Source organism: Vibrio sp. 10N.261.52.C2 (assembly GCF_041471425.1).
In the GTDB taxonomy this organism is placed as follows: domain Bacteria; phylum Pseudomonadota; class Gammaproteobacteria; order Enterobacterales; family Vibrionaceae; genus Vibrio; species Vibrio crassostreae_C.
This window is the reverse complement of record NZ_JBFROH010000045.1, coordinates 1-17,510: the sequence shown is the minus strand read 5'-3', so window position 1 is coordinate 17,510 and position 17,510 is coordinate 1. Positions and strand designations below refer to the sequence as shown.

13 protein-coding genes are annotated in these 17,510 nt (G+C 44.6%); 9 read left to right on the top strand and 4 right to left on the bottom strand.

All coding sequences use genetic code 11. From position 1 onward, the window contains the following. The first annotated feature begins 85 nt into the window (after positions 1-85). Positions 86-1,684, top strand: coding sequence for an isocitrate lyase (locus AB4307_RS16985; protein WP_372132690.1), 1,599 nt, complete (start codon positions 86-88; stop codon positions 1,682-1,684). A gap of 231 nt (positions 1,685-1,915) precedes the next feature. Beyond that, a complete protein-coding gene (locus AB4307_RS16980) occupies positions 1,916-2,494 on the top strand; it encodes a hypothetical protein (RefSeq protein WP_017067975.1) in 579 nt (192 codons plus the stop codon). A gap of 103 nt (positions 2,495-2,597) precedes the next feature. On the opposite strand, the gene AB4307_RS16975 is transcribed toward AB4307_RS16980, so the two are convergent. Then, positions 2,598-2,990 carry a cystatin domain-containing protein gene (locus tag AB4307_RS16975; RefSeq protein WP_017059983.1) on the bottom strand — a complete coding sequence of 131 codons (393 nt, stop codon included), beginning with the start codon at positions 2,988-2,990 and terminating at the stop codon, positions 2,598-2,600. A 668-nt stretch (positions 2,991-3,658) separates the two neighbouring features. On the opposite strand from AB4307_RS16975, the gene AB4307_RS16970 reads away from it, so the two are divergent. Together AB4307_RS16970 and luxN are read left to right on the top strand one after the other, a co-directional pair. Then, complete coding sequence (locus tag AB4307_RS16970; RefSeq protein ID WP_017064276.1) at positions 3,659-4,888, top strand: acyl-homoserine-lactone synthase; 1,230 nt, start codon at positions 3,659-3,661, stop codon at positions 4,886-4,888. Continuing rightward, complete coding sequence (luxN, locus tag AB4307_RS16965; RefSeq protein WP_372132687.1) at positions 4,881-7,490, top strand: quorum-sensing autoinducer 1 sensor kinase/phosphatase LuxN; 2,610 nt, start codon at positions 4,881-4,883, stop codon at positions 7,488-7,490. Before AB4307_RS16970 ends, luxN begins: the two co-directional genes overlap by 8 nt. A gap of 122 nt (positions 7,491-7,612) precedes the next feature. On the opposite strand, the gene AB4307_RS16960 is transcribed toward luxN, so the two are convergent. Further along, positions 7,613-8,251: an RpiB/LacA/LacB family sugar-phosphate isomerase gene (locus AB4307_RS16960; RefSeq protein ID WP_017059986.1), complete on the bottom strand. Its 639-nt coding sequence runs from the start codon at positions 8,249-8,251 to the stop codon at positions 7,613-7,615. 53 nt (positions 8,252-8,304) lie between these two features. Beyond that, a complete protein-coding gene (gene kduD, locus AB4307_RS16955) occupies positions 8,305-9,066 on the bottom strand; it encodes a 2-dehydro-3-deoxy-D-gluconate 5-dehydrogenase KduD (RefSeq protein WP_017059987.1) in 762 nt (253 codons plus the stop codon). A gap of 317 nt (positions 9,067-9,383) precedes the next feature. Here kduD and AB4307_RS16950 point away from each other — a divergent pair, with 317 nt between their 5' ends. Next, positions 9,384-10,715 (top strand): MFS transporter, encoded by a 1,332-nt coding sequence (locus AB4307_RS16950; protein WP_372132684.1) that lies wholly within the window; start codon positions 9,384-9,386, stop codon positions 10,713-10,715. 143 nt (positions 10,716-10,858) lie between these two features. Beyond that, a complete protein-coding gene (locus AB4307_RS16945; protein ID WP_229647398.1) occupies positions 10,859-11,740 on the top strand; it encodes a DMT family transporter in 882 nt (293 codons plus the stop codon). Here the strand turns inward: AB4307_RS16945 and AB4307_RS16940 are convergent. Further along, positions 11,709-12,917, bottom strand: coding sequence for a GGDEF domain-containing protein (locus AB4307_RS16940; RefSeq protein ID WP_372102764.1), 1,209 nt, complete (start codon positions 12,915-12,917; stop codon positions 11,709-11,711). The genes AB4307_RS16945 and AB4307_RS16940 overlap by 32 nt on opposite strands. A gap of 319 nt (positions 12,918-13,236) precedes the next feature. Between AB4307_RS16940 and AB4307_RS16935 the strand changes: the two genes are divergently transcribed. The 3 genes from AB4307_RS16935 to AB4307_RS16925 all read left to right on the top strand — a co-directional run bounded on the left by AB4307_RS16935 (position 13,237) and on the right by AB4307_RS16925 (position 17,241). Further along, the gene (locus tag AB4307_RS16935) at positions 13,237-14,025 is read left to right on the top strand and encodes a phytanoyl-CoA dioxygenase family protein (RefSeq protein WP_372132682.1); all 789 of its coding nucleotides are present in this window, start codon (positions 13,237-13,239) and stop codon (positions 14,023-14,025) included. A 20-nt stretch (positions 14,026-14,045) separates the two neighbouring features. After that, positions 14,046-15,035 carry a zinc-dependent alcohol dehydrogenase family protein gene (locus tag AB4307_RS16930; RefSeq protein WP_372132679.1) on the top strand — a complete coding sequence of 330 codons (990 nt, stop codon included), beginning with the start codon at positions 14,046-14,048 and terminating at the stop codon, positions 15,033-15,035. 301 nt (positions 15,036-15,336) lie between these two features. Continuing rightward, positions 15,337-17,241 carry a bifunctional metallophosphatase/5'-nucleotidase gene (locus AB4307_RS16925; RefSeq protein ID WP_372132676.1) on the top strand — a complete coding sequence of 635 codons (1,905 nt, stop codon included), beginning with the start codon at positions 15,337-15,339 and terminating at the stop codon, positions 17,239-17,241. Positions 17,242-17,510: the final 269 nt, after the last annotated feature.

The following is a 17,510-nucleotide window of genomic DNA, read 5'->3' as shown; positions in this document are numbered from 1 at the left end:
ATTATTTGTCCATGGTTAGATTTAATCCAAATCAAATGACCTCGCCAAATTGGCCAACATGTCCACGTGAAACTAAGGAATAGTTATGTCGCAAATTACACAAGATATCGAAATGATTGAAGTTGCAAAAAGCGCTGCTGGTGCTCCATGGGATGCAATTAACCCTGAATCTGCTGCTCGTATGCGAGCTCAAAACAAATTCAAAACAGGTCTGGATATTGCGCAATACACGGCAGATATCATGCGTGCAGACATGGCGGCTTACGACGAAGACAGCTCTCAATACACTCAGTCTCTGGGTTGCTGGCATGGTTTCATCGGCCAACAAAAGCTGATTTCTATTAAGAAGCACTTTGATGGCAAGACTGACCGTCGTTACCTATACCTTTCTGGTTGGATGGTTGCTGCACTTCGCTCTGATTTTGGTCCACTTCCAGACCAATCTATGCATGAGAAAACATCGGTTGCTGGTCTAGTAGAAGAGCTATACACCTTCCTACGCCAAGCCGATGCTCGTGAACTGGGTGGTTTATTCCGTGAGCTAGACGCTGCACGTGAAGCGGGCGATGTGAACCTACAAGATCGTATCCAAGACAAAATCGACAACCACGTGACACATGTAGTGCCAATCATTGCCGATATCGATGCTGGTTTCGGTAACGCAGAAGCGACTTACCTAATGGCTAAGCAGATGATTGAAGCAGGCGCTTGTTGTCTACAAATCGAAAACCAAGTAGCCGATGAGAAACAATGTGGTCATCAAGATGGCAAAGTAACGGTTCCACACGCTGACTTCCACGCGAAACTTCGCGCACTTCGTTACGCTTTCCTTGAGCTAGGCATCGACAACGGCATCATCGTTGCTCGTACCGATTCACAAGGTGCTGGCCTAACAAAAGAAATCGCGGTAGTGAAAGAGCCGGGCGACCAAGGTGACATCTACAACTCTTACCTAGATGTGGAAGAGATTGATGTTGCTGATATGGCTGAAGGCGATGTTTGCTTCAACCGTGACGGCAAGCTAGTTCGACCTAAGCGTCTACCTTCAGGCCTATACCAATTCCGCCAAGGTACTGGTGAAGATCGTTGTGTATTTGACTGTATCGAAGCAATCAACGCGGGTGCTGACCTACTTTGGATTGAGACTGAGAAGCCACACATCGGTCAAATCAAAGATATGATGGACGGCGTACGTGAAGTACACCCTAATGCGAAACTGGTTTACAACAACTCTCCATCATTCAACTGGACGCTAAACTTCCGTCAGCAAGCTTACGATGCGATGGTAGCAGAAGGTAAAGATGTTTCAGCTTACGACCGTGCAAGCCTAATGAGCGCGGAATACGATGAAACTGAACTGTCTGCAAGCGCTGACGAGAAGATCCGTACATTCCAAGCAGACGCATCACGTGAAGCGGGTATTTTCCACCACTTGATTACGCTACCGACTTACCACACTGCAGCGCTGTCTACTGACAACCTTGCGAAAGAGTACTTCGGCGACCAAGGCATGTTGGGTTATGTTGCGAATGTTCAGCGTAAAGAAATCCGCCAAGGCATCGCATGTGTTAAACACCAAAACATGTCTGGTTCAGACATGGGTGATGACCACAAAGAGTACTTTGCTGGTGAGAACGCACTAAAAGCAGCGGGCGAAGCGAATACATCGAACCAATTTGATTAATCGCTAACACTTTGATTAGTCGCTAACACGAAAGCCTCCCCCGTCCTTCTCTCTTACTTAGGTAAGAGCCGGGGGAAGGCTTTGAGATAAAGCTTGTACTGCCAGCTTTATCTCAAAGCCTCAGATTTGTGTTCCACACCACGGTTAACCGAACAACTTCTGTTTAAGCTAACTGTATACATATTTGTTCAGATTCCTATTTGTTGAGATTCTTATTTTTTGAGAGTGCCTATGACTTCAATACCTACACACCTACAAGATGCAAAAACACTGTTATCAGAGAATGGTTTCGCGACGGGTGATACTTGGTATCACGGCACATCTTCAGCTTTATTGGCTTCTATTCAAGGCCAAGGTCTAAAACGCTCTGGTGACAAAGCGCTCAACGAAGCAGCTTCAAAAACCATGGCGACCATCGGCAACAACTATACCGAATCGGTTGAGCCAGTGTTTCTTACCCAGAGCAAAGAACTGGCGTACTACTGGGCTCAACAAACCGTTCGTGAGCGAGGCGTTCGCTTCGAAGGTGAAGAGCAGCCTATCGTATTAGCGGTAAACCTATCGGAAAAGCAACGCGCTAAAGTAAGACCGGACGTAGGCGCAATGAGTCTATTGATGATGAGTGTGGGCGAGCAATTCATGTCTCACCTCACTGAAATTTATCAAGCCAACAATATTGCAGGCCCCGACATCGAGCTTCGCACTGCCGATCGCATGGACTACCTCAATAAACTCGGTATGGCCTACATTGATGAAGACATCAGCCGAGCTTGTGTTCAGGAGTTAGCCGAGCCCGAGTTGGCCGACTGAAAACGTTCAACAAATCAGTCTTCTTAAAAACAAAAATGGCTCCCAATACGGAGCCATTTTTATTTGCTATAAGCCTATCTAACAAGATACAGACGCATCTAGATTATGAGCACAGAAGACCTTTCTGTGCAGGTTGCGTCATTTCGATGTCACCTTGTAGAGAACGGTAAACGATGGTGTTCCACACTTCACCATTATCCATTTCAAACTCAATAGCGTAATTCAAACCCGCGACAACCTGAGTTCGAACACTCAAGATCTGCTTGAGATCAGCTGAAGTGTTCATTTGGCTAAGAACTGCGTTTAAAGCTTGCTTGGCTTCTGGTGTTATCTCACTTTTCGACCAACCACCCGTCAGGTTTTTAGTGCTGCAGATGGGGTTCGCATTCTCTTGCGGTTGAGTTGGTACCTCTGATTTCTGACTACACCCAGCTAACGCCACGACACTAAACAAGGTTGCTGTTCCAAGTAATGATGTTAATCGTACGTTCTTCATAAATTCTCTCTACCTCAATCATTTACGAGGGATTACTCGCAATAATGTTTCATATGCAGGCAAGCTTAAACCTCGAATGTCATCACTTCATCAGAGATTATGGTGTAACTACTCTATAAACACAGGAGATTGTCAGGAAAACAAGCCGAGCACTGGAGCTCTGCTTTTATCCACCTGATATTTAAATCATTAAAATGAGTAGCGAGAGAATAAGCGAGTAATAATACAGACATAATTAATCAGTTAATTACATATCTCACACCAAATACATTCACGCTGTAATTAATAAGATGAGCTCATGTTGATTTGGATTATGATATTGGTTCAAAAAATAGATATTTGAGATTATTTTATAAATTCAAAAGTTTATGCTCGGCTTAATCATGTCTGATTTTAAAACTGTGTTCCAGCCCTACAAGTTGTTGATAATAATGTACTTTGTTCATCTGTGAATTCATTCAAATATGGAAAATCTTTATTGTTAAGGGTGGGTGCAAGTAGTAAAATCTCACCCGATTATGCAACTTACTTCTCACAACATGGACACAAGTAAAGTTACGATTAGCTCTCTCAAAGTAACGTAACTTCAAACACATACCTAAAATCAGTGTCCTATAGATAGTGCAGATCAAATAAAAATAATTATATAAACCTAGGCTAGGTTAAACATGAAATTAACGTCGTCTTTAGGCTCACTGTTGGCTAGCAGTCTGTCTATCGAAATAAAACAGCGAGCGCTGATAGAGCTCGTCATCAGCACTTATCAGCCACATGAGCGCACTGAGCTTTTTCAAAGCGTGACTGAATATCGTAGAAGCCAGTTAGAATTGCTTTTCCCAGAGCATCAAAACAAAAGCTACTCTGTATTGTTTGAGGTGATGGACTACCGCGATCTGATTCTGCGCTATCCAAATACACTATCTGCAGAAATTGCTCTTCTAGAACAGGCTGTAGGGCAGTGCTATATGCATTGGCTAGATTTCTGGTGTGAGTGTGAAATTGCTGCGATCAAAGCAAAATCTCCATTAAATCCAAGCTCCATTTCTCATGTCGACCTCCCTATCAATGACAGTGCTTATTACGGTGCGATCATCGAACAGATAGAACATGAGCCACTTTTGGTACAAACACCGAGTCACCCACAAGGAATGCCAATCAGCGATGCCATTGCTTTAAGCAATCTCGAGGTGTTCATCAAGGGCGAGAAATGGTTTGAGATGCTGCCTTTATTACACCTTTCTCAGGCAGGTAAGCATTTTATTCTGCTCAAGCATCCAGTCGATGAAGCCTTTCCAACACTGGTTTCCTCTGCGCTGATTCAAGACTGGTCTAAGAATGACACTTGGCTAAGTTACGCACCGCCGTTCAGCAATGAGCAATGGCAATACTGTTTACCCAATTACGGCTACGATGAACTCGCAGGGTTACAACTTTTCACACCGCCTACACTGTCAAAATGTTACTCTCTCCCAGAATTTGACCAACAATTCCAGTTACAATTGTCCGACAAAGATGCCCTGTGTGAGGTGTTACGTCTGACAGTCAGTGGCAATACCCAACAAAAGCTCTATTTCCTCTACCTTTCTCAAAAAGAGCTGATGAGTGTGTTACACCAAATAGGCTATAAGATTGGCTTCACTATTATCGAGCAACCTTTCATGCTTCAGTTTTATCAAACCATTGATTCCAATGCATACTTCCATTCTGGATATTGCGAATTAAATGACGATGGCACGACAATTTATCGTGGATTCTGGAATTTTGAGATGATGGTAAAAGCGTTCAATAATGTCGATTTTCGAAGCTACAAACGCGCAGTGCGAGAAAGCAGAAAGTCATTAGAAAAGTCGCGCTCGGCAGGAAAAACTAGCTCGGTGAAAAAGGATGAACATGTTTGATTTCGGCCTAGAGGCGATCATCTATGCAAAAGCAATCACACTGCTTGCAACCGTGGCTGTGGTTGTCATGTGGTTGTTCTATTACTGCTATCGCCTGAAACAGAAGAACGAAGTGATCGCAGGGACACACCATGCCCCTTACATCGCCTATTCGATCTGCATTGTTGCGTGGATCAGCAGTAACGCTTATTTCCATACCGACTTATTACCGGAACTTGGGGCCTCGGCCGCCGTGTTCGCCGCAAAGTTTGCCAACCTCGCCTCGTTCTTTGCGTTTGCCTTTGCCTATTACTTCTCGTGCAAACTCGCCGCTGAACAACGTAATGGTAAGGTTCATGTGTGGCAGCAAGCCATTTTCGTCACCCTGACCGTCTACTCCTTCTTTATCAATTTAAGTCCGGGGTTAACCGTTGAACACGTCACCATTGCAGGCCCAAGCCAGTTCGTGATTGAGTTTGGCCCGCATACGCCGTACTTCTTTATTGGGATGATTAGCTTTGTAGTGCTAACACTACTCAACCTGGTGGCCATGCGCGCCAACAGCAGCAAGCTTACCTTAGCCAAAACCAACTATATGATCGCCGGCATTTTAGTCTTCATGCTGTCTACTGCGACAATCCATCTAGGTATGACCTACTTCTTGCGTGACTTCTCACTCACTTGGCTGCCACCAGCCTTATCGATCAGTGAGATGTTGTTCGTTGGCTATGCTCTACTGACCTCTCGCTTCTATAGCGTGAAATACCTTGCGTACATGAGCTTAAATACGTTGTTGGTGTGTGCAATTTTGGTGATACCTTTTGGCGCGATATTTATCCCGCTGACAGATGACAGTCAATGGCTCGTTGCTATCCCAATCTGTGCGATTATCGGCATCACTTGGCATGTTCTCTACAAACGCGTAAGCCACTACGCCTCCTTCTTTATCTACGGAAACAAGAAAACGCCAGTACAACAGATCCTCGCGCTAGAAGAGGATTTCAAGCTTTCAATTGATGATGCAATGCGTCGTTTGGGTAGCCTACTGCAAATTCCAGAAGATAAGCTACGTCTAGTTAACAGCAACTACAACGAAACCTTCTACGAAGATTATCTGTCTACTAACAAGTCCGTTTTAGTGTTCGATGAGTTGTCTCAGGAGCTTGATTACACCGCACCAGCCAAGCGCTCAATCAAAGCCCTGTATGACAAAATGAGCTCCAACGATACCGCTTTGGTGATGCCTCTATTCGGCCAGGGGAAATCGGTCACGCACTTGTTAGTATCGTCACACAAGAGCAACGATCAGATGTTCTCTAACGAAGAGATCTCTGCCCTGCAAACCTTGTTAACTCGAGTACAAAGCACTATCGAAGCCGATAGACGCATCCGCCAAAGTCGTGCCCTTGCTAACTCAATCGCTCATGAAATGCGTAATCCACTGGCTCAAGTGCAATTACAATTTGAACTACTAAAACAGCACATTGATAATCAAGCACCAGCGAAACAGATCTTACTTGATATTGAGAACGGCCAAGCTGCGATTCAACGTGGTCGACAGCTGATTGATATCATCTTGCGAGAAGTCAGTGACAGCTCACCCGAGCATGGACCAATCACCATGACCTCTATCCACAAGGCCGTGGATCAAGCCGTCAGCCATTATGGCTTTGAGAACGAGAAGATCATTGAGCGAATTCGTTTACCACAACATGCTGATTTTGTGGCAAAGCTCAATGAAACCTTATTCAATTTCGTTATTTTCAACCTGATACGTAATGCAATCTATTACTTTGATTCTTATCCAGAAAGCCAAATTGAGATCAGCACCAACACAGGGCCTTACGAGAACGTTCTGATATTCCGAGATACCGGCCCTGGCATTGACGAAGCCATTGCACATAAGATCTTTGATGACTTCTTCTCTTACCAAAAAAGCGGTGGTAGCGGCCTAGGGCTTGGCTATTGCCAACGTGTGATGCGTTCATTTGGCGGCCGAGTTGAGTGCCACTCTAAACTTGGGGAGTTTACTGAGTTCCACCTGTACTTCCCGGTAGTACCCAATGCACCCAAAGCAGACGCACTTCGTACGCCTTACTTCAATGATTGGAAAAGTAATCAAACCACAACTGAAAACAAACCCAACGCAGAAGTTAAGCCAGATAACCAAGCGGAAACGCAAAGTTCAGAGCCAACAAGTACGCTAACCCCAGAGAACCATTTGGCTCCAACCGTGCTTATCGTCGATGATAAAGAAGTGCAACGCACGCTTGTTCAAATGTACTTGAGTCGACTTGGCGTCAATAGCTTACAAGCCAAAAACGGTGAGAATGCCGTCGAACTGTTCAAAACACACAAGGTCGATTTGATCTTAATGGACGTACAAATGCCGATAATGAATGGTTTTGACGCAAGCCAAATTATCAAGGCACGCTCTCCTCAAACGCCAATCATTGCTTTGTCTGGCGAATCAGGACAACACGAGTTAGATATGATCAGCAAACTGATGGATGGTCGCCTAGAGAAGCCAACCTCTTTGAAGGTACTGCAACACGTACTGGACAACTGGCTAGAGAAAGGCTGTGCCTCGAATGCTTCCAAAGAAACCGAAGATGAAGAGTAGATGCAGGAAAACACGAATCGCAATTTAGCCAGTTGATTACTGTTTGTCTCATTACATTGCTTTAATTATTCATCAAAAAGCCAGCCGAACAAGGCTGGCTCTATCAGAACTAAACGCTCTAATTAATCTAAAAGTGAACGAACATAATCAGCGATTTCTTGGTTTTGGCAATGCTCAAAGAAGCATTGTTGGAAACGCTCGCTGCCAACCGCTGTTTTCACTAGATCTTGGTCGATGGCTCTCAGAGAATCAATAAAGTTATCTTTTACCACCGCCGCTTTCACTTCATTCAAAATTGCTGCATTACGTTGCTGTGGTTCTGCACGCTCTAGTGGATACCCATTACCACGCTCGCCTGTGAACGCTTTTTCAAAGATATAACGAATGTTGAGTTCACCTGCCCAGCCAAAGCCTTTAGCAAAAGCGAGAGCGAGAGCATTACCGTTGTTAATTTGGTTAAACAAGAAAGCATCTGATGGCTCTAGGCAGTAACCACAAACCACCCCCGGATGCAGGTTCAGTGACATCAAAGCACCTTGGCCAGTGCCACATCCTGTCACAACAAAGTCAACAGCCTTTGAGTTGATCAGAATACTGGCCATGATACCTAAGTGGATATACGTTAAGTGGTGATCATTCTCGTCGGTCATACCTAAGTTGAAAACATCGTGACCAATGCCACCCGCCACTGACTCTAGCTCAGCTGCAACCATGGCATTTTTACCTGCCTGACTGTTTTCCATCATTAAAGCGATTTTCATTTATCTTCTCCTGCAAGATTGCTGCAAACTCAAAATTTAGAATAAAAAACCAACTAGCGTGCTAACCAACCACCGTCAACAGCAATGGTATAGCCATTAATGTAATCCGATGCTGATGATGCTAAGAACACACAAGGACCTGCGATATCTTGCGGTTTACCCCAACGCTCAGCCGGAATACGCTCAAGAATCGCTTGATTGCGCTCAGCATCTTCACGCAGAGCTTGAGTATTGTTCGTTTCCATATAACCGGGTGCTATCGCATTCACATTGATATTGTCGCGCGCCCATTCGTTCGCCATAGCACGTGTCACTCCCATCACAGCGCTTTTTGAAGCCGTATAGGAAGGAACTCGAATGCCACCTTGGAATGAGAGCATCGATGCAATGTTAATGATCTTTCCGCCAGTACCTTGAGCCTTAAACTGCTTTGCAACAGCCTGAGACATAAAGAACACTGTCTTGGTGTTCACGTTCATTACGTCATCCCAATCTTGCTCTGAGAACTCAATAGCATCTTGGCGGCGAATAATTCCTGCATTGTTCACGAGAATGTCGACTTGGCCAAACTCAGCCAAAGTGCGCTCTATAACCCCTGGAATGCACGCTTGATCGAGAAGATCAGCACTCACGTTTAAGAACGAATGGCCTGCTGCACTCATTTTTTCAATAGTCTCTTCAGGTTCTGTTCGGTTAACACCGACAACCATACAACCAGCTTCCGCTAGGCCTAATGCTATGCCTTGCCCAAGACCCGTATTGCAGCCAGTCACTATCGCTACTTTACCTTCCAGACTGAATGACTCTAAGATCATGCTCGCTTCCTCAATTACATTGGATTCATTGCGTATCATTACTACCAACAATTAAATCATACAATAAGATGTAAATGCGAGAGCGACGTTGTAGAATTTCGATCTTGCACCAAAATCAGTCGAACAAGTGAAACGAGCACCACAAACTAAATGAATGGGGGGAAGTGATTTGGAGAACAGAAGCCTATAACCCACCATGAACCATGCTCTCGAAGATCACCCAAACCAGATATTGTAGGGATTTGACAACAATTCATGATTTAAAAGAGTAAAAGGGTTATACATAATAATGTGTTATCTAAATTACTGAAATTATCATGACGCTCAAAGAGATCCTTAAAATTCCCAATGTCCGCTACTTATTGATGTTTAGAAGCAGCTACTTTGCGCGTTTTTACTACCCTATATTCACACTACTTTATTTAGATTACGGGTTAACCCTGTCTCAATTCGCGATGCTCAATGTAGTTTGGGCGGCCACCATTGTGCTTGCTGAAGTACCGTCGGGTGCATTCGCCGATACCTTAGGCCGCAAGAAACTGGTGGTGCTGTCTTCGATTGTGATGTTTGTTGAGATCGCAATGATCGCCTTAGTGCCAACCGGAAACCCCGACTTGGTGTTCATAGTCTTTCTGATTAACCGGATTCTCAGTGGCTTAGCGATGGCACTGGCCAGCGGCGCCGACGAGGCATTGGCTTACGACACCTTAAAAGAACAAGGTAATGAAGAGTTGTGGCCGCGAGTGCTGCAAATCCAGCTTCGTGTCGCCTCAACGGTCGGTATCTTTGTCACGCTGATTGGTGCGGCGATGTACGACGTGAACTTTATGACGAACATCTTTCATTTCCTTGGACTAGCCGAACCAGAAAGCACTAAAGACCTGATGCGTATTCCTGTGTTCGCCACCCTATTTGTAGCGATGATCGCCATCTATGCCGCGATTAATATGCGCGAAGAGAAAAAGGTGATGCCAAGCGACCAAACCAAATTGGCAACCACCATCTCAAGTCTTAAATTGACGATCGATGCGGGTAAATGGGTATTCGCTACGCCTTACGTGCTGTTCATCTTGCTCTACTACAGCCTATTCGAACACACCTCACGCATGTTCCTAACCATGAACAGCCAATACTATCTGGCCATTGATATTCCAATTATCTACTTTGGTTTTATTGGTGCGGGTATCAGCTTGCTTAAGATTATATTGGCAGGACAAAGCCGAAGATTAGCAGAGAGTATGGAGGCTAAAACCTTCATTGTGGTTATGGGATTGGCAAGCATGGCGACTTATTACTGGATCAGTTTAGGTTGGTCGATTTACGGAGTCATTCCGGCACTAGTATTAATCTTTATCATCATGACGATGAACATTTTCATCAGCTACCACCTGAATAAAAAAACCGAATCACACAACAGAGCCACCGTTCTTAGTTTCAAAGGTTTGATGTTTAACCTCGGATACGGTCTGATCGGTATCTTGTACGCTTACTACTATAAGTTGGTGTCTCAGGGCTACACCGAACAAGAAATAGAACAGAACCTTGCCTTCTTGGCCTCACTGTCTTCTTTTTTCTATTACTTCACCTTACTGTTCGTTTTGATCAGCGCGCTGTTCTATTTCAAAAACAAGAAACAGCCGATCTTCTGAAGAAAGCATCGAACTGTTGAAGATATCTCTACTGCCGAATAGAGAATAAAGGTGAGCCTGTGGCTATAAACAGATAATGACACTTCTTATCAAGTGATTTTTTGTTAGTATCACCACCAAATTACATAACACATGGACGCGTCATGTCTTTTAGTTGGATAGCCTTTACTCTCCTTGCCGCCTTTAGCCAATCTTGGCGCAATGCCTTTCAAAGTAAATTAAGTGGCACCATGAGCGTGGCTGGCGTAACGTTAGCGCGATTTATTTGGGCTAGCCCTATCGCCCTTATTTACCTCTGCGCCCTCTATCAATGGCAGCCCGTATCCGCACCGGATTTTTCGGGTGAGTTTGTTTTCTATATTGTTGCTGCCGCCATCATGCAGATCCTCGCGACCGGCTTAATGGTGATGCTGTTCAAGCTCGAAAACTATGCGATAGGCGCAGGCTTAGCCAAGTGTGAAGCCCCCGTATCTGCTGTGCTATCCGTATTGTTTTTTGGTACTGCTTTGACACTAACAGGTTGGGTCGGCGTACTTATTGGTACTTTAGGCGTGCTAATCATGAGTAGCGCTTCTGGCTGGCGAAGCTTGTCCCCAAAAGTGTTCTTATTAGGTATGGCGTGTAGCACCGCCTTTGCTTTAACGTCTCTTTGGGTACGGGAAGCAAGTTTGAGCATAGGGTTGCCGTTCCCTCATAGCGCTGCTTGGGTGCTGTTCCTCGTCATTTCCCTTCAGACAGTGATTATCTGTACGTATCTCTTTTTCAGAGAACGCGACACGCTGCGCCTGATATTCAAGAAGTCGAAACTGGTCGTAATGACAAGCCTAGCGAGTGTTATCGGTTCTCTGGGTTGGTTTAGCGCAATGTCACTTCAAGCCGTTCCGTACGTAAAGACGCTTGGGCAAGTCGAAGTGATCTTCATGGTGTTGATATCCTACTTCTGGTTAGGACAAAGCATCGCACGCAAAGACATTCTTGCACTCATCTTACTCTCTATTGCAGCGGTATTGGTGATGTGGCAGTGACGATCTCGTTAATATGACTAGGACAAATTGAAGTCATATTGCGACCGTTTGTTTTCGCTTGATATAACGCTTTGTCGGCTCGACTAATAAACCCATCCCAATTCTCATGTGGGTGAAGCTGAGCGACACCGAAACTCGACGTCAGAAACATCTCATTCCCTTGCACGGCTGAGATCTCTGAAATAGATAATCGCAGCTTACAAGCAATAGCCTGTGCTTGTAGGAAATTAACATTGGGCAATAAAATCATTATCTCGTCTCCGCCAAAACGAAACGCACTGGCTGTTGGCGATGTTTTGATTGCACTTTGAACCATTTCAGCAAAAGACTTGATCACGAGGTCACCTACAATGTGTCCGTGTTGGTCATTGATCGACTTAAAATTATCAATATCCATCATAATGGCACTAACAGGTGCAGTTTCCGCCTGCTTCATGATAACTGGAACCATCTCATCTAATGCTCTGCGGTTTCCCAGTACCGTTAGAGGATCGCTGTAGGACAGCTCGTGAATAGAACTAAGCAACCTTGCGTTAATCAGCCAAAGCATTGTAAAGCTCATCGACACAATAAGAACGATGCTCACTAAAAAGGCAAGTTGATGAATGAGAGTGGCCGCCATGAAATCCTGGAGCTCAGCGGAAAATAGTGTCACCACAACTCGAAAAACCATAAACCCGCCATATATCGTAAATGACAAGGCCATCATCCGAATACCTAGAGTCAAGTCATCACGCCGGCCCTTTAATACCGCAAAGGCAGTGCAAAGAGTCACAAAAGCCAGATATAAACTAATGAGGATAATTCGAGCCTTTATGGAAGGCTCATAGAACGTGAAGTAAATAAAACATGGCAAAAGAGCCAACATCATTAGACTACTGAGGTAGGTGCATTTGAGAGAGTATTCTCGAAACAGACATAAGCTATACAAGGCGAGATGAAAACCAAGCGCAATGACCATATTGGCACCAATAACGGTGACCCAATCAGGGAACTCTCCTCTTAGGCTCAACATCAACGGCCCAGTTCCGATAACAAATATTGAAATGGAAAAGATTGAAAGCCCTTTAATGGACTGTTGAGTGAATTGAAATAACAACAAGCCAATACAGTAAATGAAAGAGAACAAAATAATAATAAAATTAAGTGTTCTCATATCCAGCGAAAAACCATCCATGATTTTCTATCTTCCATACGCAACCAAATTTCAACATGGTCAATAATCATGCAAACCACAAAAACATTCACCATGTGAATCTTTTTATTTTATAAAAAAAGGGGGTAGATCACATATGCGGAGATTTTTATCGCATGAGTCCATGATATGGATAGGCATGTAACACTCGCCCCCATAGAGTTTTATCGCATCACTGAATCTACAGGCTTCTGCACTCGTTACTTGGTTGAACGACGACTGTCTGGCATTATGCGCCCAGGAAATCTCTAGGGCTGTTGACCTTAGTTATTATACAGCAAAGAATGAACGAAGGTAGTCAGTGGTAGAAAACAGCCAACAATTAAGTGACCGTTACGACGAACATGGTTACTTTGTTATCAGAAATTATTTCAATGAAGCTCAAATTGCATCGCTTAGAAAAGTCGTGCTGAAATTTCATGAATCATGGAAAGCAGACAACGAAGAATTCTATAAAGAAGAAGCATTTAACTCGTCTTTAATTACGGGAAGCGAGTATTTGCCTGCCGACGATAGAAGCGTGCTTTTCGACTTCATCAGCTCGAAACAAGTGATGGATGTGGTTGATGCGGTGATTCCGAACAAGCCGGCATTCATGAATACACAGCTGTTTTTCAACCCAGTAAACCCGCAGCAAAAAGACTTCTGGCATCGTGACTGTCAATACGACTACGACATTGATGACCAGATGAAAGTCATCATGGAAACCCAAGTATTGCATCTGCGAGTGCCCCTTTTTGATGAGCCCGGCATGGAACTTATCCCCGGCACGCACAAACGTTGGGATAACGAAGAAGAGTACAATGTTCGCCAAGAAGAAAACGGCAAAGTGAGCAGCGATGACATCTCTGGTGGTAAGCAGATACCATTAGCCGCCGGTGACTTATTGGTGTTTTCAGCGGATATGATCCACCGAGGCCGATATGGCTTGGATCGTTTGGCTTTGGATATTTTGATCTTTGATTCGGCGGCAGACTATGTCGACTACGTTGATGATGACTGTTTACCAACACCAGCCATGTTGAGCAATATTACCGACCCAAGATTGTTTATGAACACGCTACACTTAAAATCAATACAGTACTCATAATCCATAAAGGTGCCCTAACTATGACTGACACTAAACAAAACACCCGAATTAGCCAGTTCCGTTTCGGTCAGCCAAAAGAATCTCTCAAGTTAGAACATGTCGCTTTAGGGGTACTAGACAAAGATAAAGTTCGCGTACAAATTGAAGCGACTAACATCAACCCTAGTGATCTGTTGTCGATTTATGGTGTGGGCCAATACAAACATAGCCATCAGCCGCCGAGAGTACCGGGATTTGAAGCGGTAGGAAGGATTGTAGAATCCAGCAGTGCTGAGTTTATAGTGAATCAACGAGTGCTTGTGGCAACCAGTGGAACATGGCAGAACTATGTCGATGTATCACCAGATGATCTGTTCCAAATTCCTCAACATTTAGACAATGGCTACGCCTGTCAGTTGTACATTAATGCGCTAACCGCATGGGTGCTAACGACAGAAATAGCCAAGCTGACCCAAGAGGATGTGTTGATCATCAACGCGGGCAGTTCAGCCATCGGTAAGGTCTTCTCCCAGTTATCAGCATCACTCGGCTTCAACATCATTGTCGTTACATCACAGCAGACACAATACCCTGCCACTTCCTGTTGGGTGATAGATGCGAACGCTGATCTAGTTTCTCAAATTAAGGCATTAGGCTTGCCTATGCCAACCGTTGCCTTTGATGCGATTGGCGGCTCACCCGGAACCGATCTTGTTCACACCCTTGGCAACAACGGGCGCTTTATCAACTATGGGACGCTGTCGTTGGATTTTTACGAGCCACGCTTCTTTGAGTACGCGAAAAACCAACACATCGATTTCAGCACCTTCTTCTTGCGTTATTGGGAGGAAGCAGAAGGTAAAGATGTTCGCCGTGATAAGTTCACGACCATGCTAGATCACTTCATCACAAACGACATTCAGCTCGACGTTGACCGCTATCTACCATTCGATGAAGTGCAAACCGCGATTGATCTCATTGAATCGAAAACCACACGCCTAGAGGGCAAGATCATCTTACTGCCACAGTAAGTGAGAGTTGGACGATATATACCTTGTTTATTTCAACAGGCAAGACGTTCAACAGCTTACAAGCGTGCTTGTTAATACACCATCGCTTAGGAAGTTTGATTAAAGAAATCGAAGATTGAAAAGATAGCGAAGAGTTGTGGTGCATTTCTCCATAACTTAAGTGGTTACGAGATGGTCATGAATCACATTTATTTGAAACATCAATTAGTTATATCAGTAGAAATATGATACTGATCACCCATAAGATAACCTCGATTCTATATGGTAGCGTCATACTTAAAACCACGATGTGAACATACTTATGAAAAGACACATACTATCAAGCGCCATCCTACTCTCTCTAGCCTTTCCCACCTTTGCAGCTGATGGCGATATACACGATGTCACGATACTGGGTACTTCAGATATCCACGGTCATTTTATGGCGTGGGATTACGCGGCAGATAAACTCAACACTCGTGGTAGCTTGAGCCAAATCGCGACCAAAGTTGGTGAGATCCGCAAAGAGCAATCTAACATTATCCTTGTCGACGCTGGCGATACCATCCAAGGCAACTTCGTAGAAACCTTCAAAGACGAGCCCGTTGATCCAATGATGCTTGGCTTTAATCACATGAAATACGATGTGTGGGTTTTAGGTAACCACGAATTCGACTTTGGCCTCAAAACCCTCAACAGGGCCGTAACCCAATTTAAAGGGCAGTCTCTCGGTGGCAACATCAAGAACAAAAACGGAAACCCATTCCTGCCTGGTTACACCATCCTAGAACGCGGTAGCATTAAGATCGGCGTGATCGGAATGGATACCCCAATGACGGAGGTCTTTGCGCAAGGTACCAACCGTTTAGAAGGCGTCACTTTCACTAATCCAACCTTGGAAGTGAAGAAAATCGTCAAAGAGATTGATGATAAAGTGGATGCCATCATATTGGTTGCCCATATGGGAATTGAGAACGAGAATGACATTGCCGACACCGGTGTCACCGACATTGCCAATGCAAACCCAGAGCTTGATGCCATCGTCGCTGGCCACATGCACACTCGCATCGAGAAAGCCGTTGTAAATGGCGTTATTATTACTGAACCCGACAGATATGGCCGCGCCCTATCTCGTATCGATCTTCAATTTGAAGAGCGCGATGGCACATTCACTCTCGTCAACAAAGACAGCTTCACCTATAAAATTAAAGGTATCGACTCTGATGAGAATATGGACGAGTTATACCAGCCTTACCACAAACAACTCCGAGAAATGGCGAACAGACCTGTCGCTCAACTTACCGGCGTTGATTTAGTCCCAGAAAACGAAATCCGCGGTATCCCTCAAGTCCATGTTCAAGACACAGGCATCAGTGCGCTATTCCAAGAAGCGAGCTTCTTCTATGCACCTAAAGCCAATGTCATCGCGCTTCAAATAGACAACGACAATGCCAAGCTCGATGTTGGCCCAATCAAAGCCAAAGACATCGCGTACAACTACCAATACGCAGGTGGCGAAATCACTGTCTACCAGATGACAGGCAAAGAGCTGAGAACCTACATGGAATGGTCTGCGGGCTACTTCAACTCAGTACAACCTGGCGATGTAACCTACAGCTTTAACCCTGAACGCAGAGCATCAAAATACTCGACCAATGACTTCTTCGCGGGCGTGGCTTATACCATCGACCTTACTCAGCCTGCAGGTACACGCATCACCAACCTCGCGTTTGCTGATGGAACACCTGTTAAAGATGAAACCGAAATCCGTATTGGTATGAATAGCTATCGAATGGGTCATCTAACCAAGAAAGGCGGCGTGCTAGAGGGTGAATCGTTCCCTGTACTCTTTGATACTGAAGCCGAGTATGGAGAAGAAGCAGGCACAATCCGTAACATGACCATCAAGTATCTTAAAGAAGAAAAGAACGGTCAGTATGAAGGTAAACCTCAACAACGATGGGCACTTTCTGGTTTAGAAAGCCGTTATAATGAACAGCGTGAGATCGTAAAGTCATTGATTAACGATGAAACCATATCAATCCCGACCAGTGACGATGGCCGCTACACAAACATCGCTTCTATCAACGTGAAAGAGCTGATGTTTAAATCTGACGAAGCCAAACAAACAGCCATAACCACACGCGAAAAGAAACTGGCGCAGGCAACTGAGCAAGAGAGTAAGCAGATCAAACGCGAAATCACTCTGATTGAAGCGCTCAATTAATCCCTAACCTCAAACCAATAACGACTTAACGACGCTTAGAGCGTGGTTAGGTCGTTGTCATTCCCACCCTACAACACCACATCTGTACTGAGTAAAACGGTTGATATTGGATGAATGAGCCACAAAGGCTAACTGATAGTTGGACATTTTCGCGCTAGAAAGCGCCGCGAGTAAGAATTCAGATCATGAAGATTTTGGACAAAACTGGGTTATATAGGTTACTAAATTAGCGTTTAACGGATTACTAGGGGGGCTCTTCTCCGCTTAGA

Excerpts from the sequence above, each read along its gene's own strand:
- AB4307_RS16985 (WP_372132690.1), top strand. The coding sequence starts at position 86 with ATGTCGCAAATTACACAAGATATCGAAATGATTGAAGTTGCAAAAAGC.
- AB4307_RS16980 (WP_017067975.1), top strand. The coding sequence starts at position 1,916 with ATGACTTCAATACCTACACACCTACAAGATGCAAAAACACTGTTATCA.
- AB4307_RS16975 (WP_017059983.1), bottom strand. The coding sequence starts at position 2,990 with ATGAAGAACGTACGATTAACATCATTACTTGGAACAGCAACCTTGTTT.
- AB4307_RS16970 (WP_017064276.1), top strand. The coding sequence starts at position 3,659 with ATGAAATTAACGTCGTCTTTAGGCTCACTGTTGGCTAGCAGTCTGTCT.
- luxN (WP_372132687.1), top strand. The coding sequence starts at position 4,881 with ATGTTTGATTTCGGCCTAGAGGCGATCATCTATGCAAAAGCAATCACA.
- AB4307_RS16960 (WP_017059986.1), bottom strand. The coding sequence starts at position 8,251 with ATGAAAATCGCTTTAATGATGGAAAACAGTCAGGCAGGTAAAAATGCC.
- kduD (WP_017059987.1), bottom strand. The coding sequence starts at position 9,066 with ATGATCTTAGAGTCATTCAGTCTGGAAGGTAAAGTAGCGATAGTGACT.
- AB4307_RS16950 (WP_372132684.1), top strand. The coding sequence starts at position 9,384 with ATGACGCTCAAAGAGATCCTTAAAATTCCCAATGTCCGCTACTTATTG.
- AB4307_RS16945 (WP_229647398.1), top strand. The coding sequence starts at position 10,859 with ATGTCTTTTAGTTGGATAGCCTTTACTCTCCTTGCCGCCTTTAGCCAA.
- AB4307_RS16940 (WP_372102764.1), bottom strand. The coding sequence starts at position 12,917 with ATGGATGGTTTTTCGCTGGATATGAGAACACTTAATTTTATTATTATT.
- AB4307_RS16930 (WP_372132679.1), top strand. The coding sequence starts at position 14,046 with ATGACTGACACTAAACAAAACACCCGAATTAGCCAGTTCCGTTTCGGT.
- AB4307_RS16925 (WP_372132676.1), top strand. The coding sequence starts at position 15,337 with ATGAAAAGACACATACTATCAAGCGCCATCCTACTCTCTCTAGCCTTT.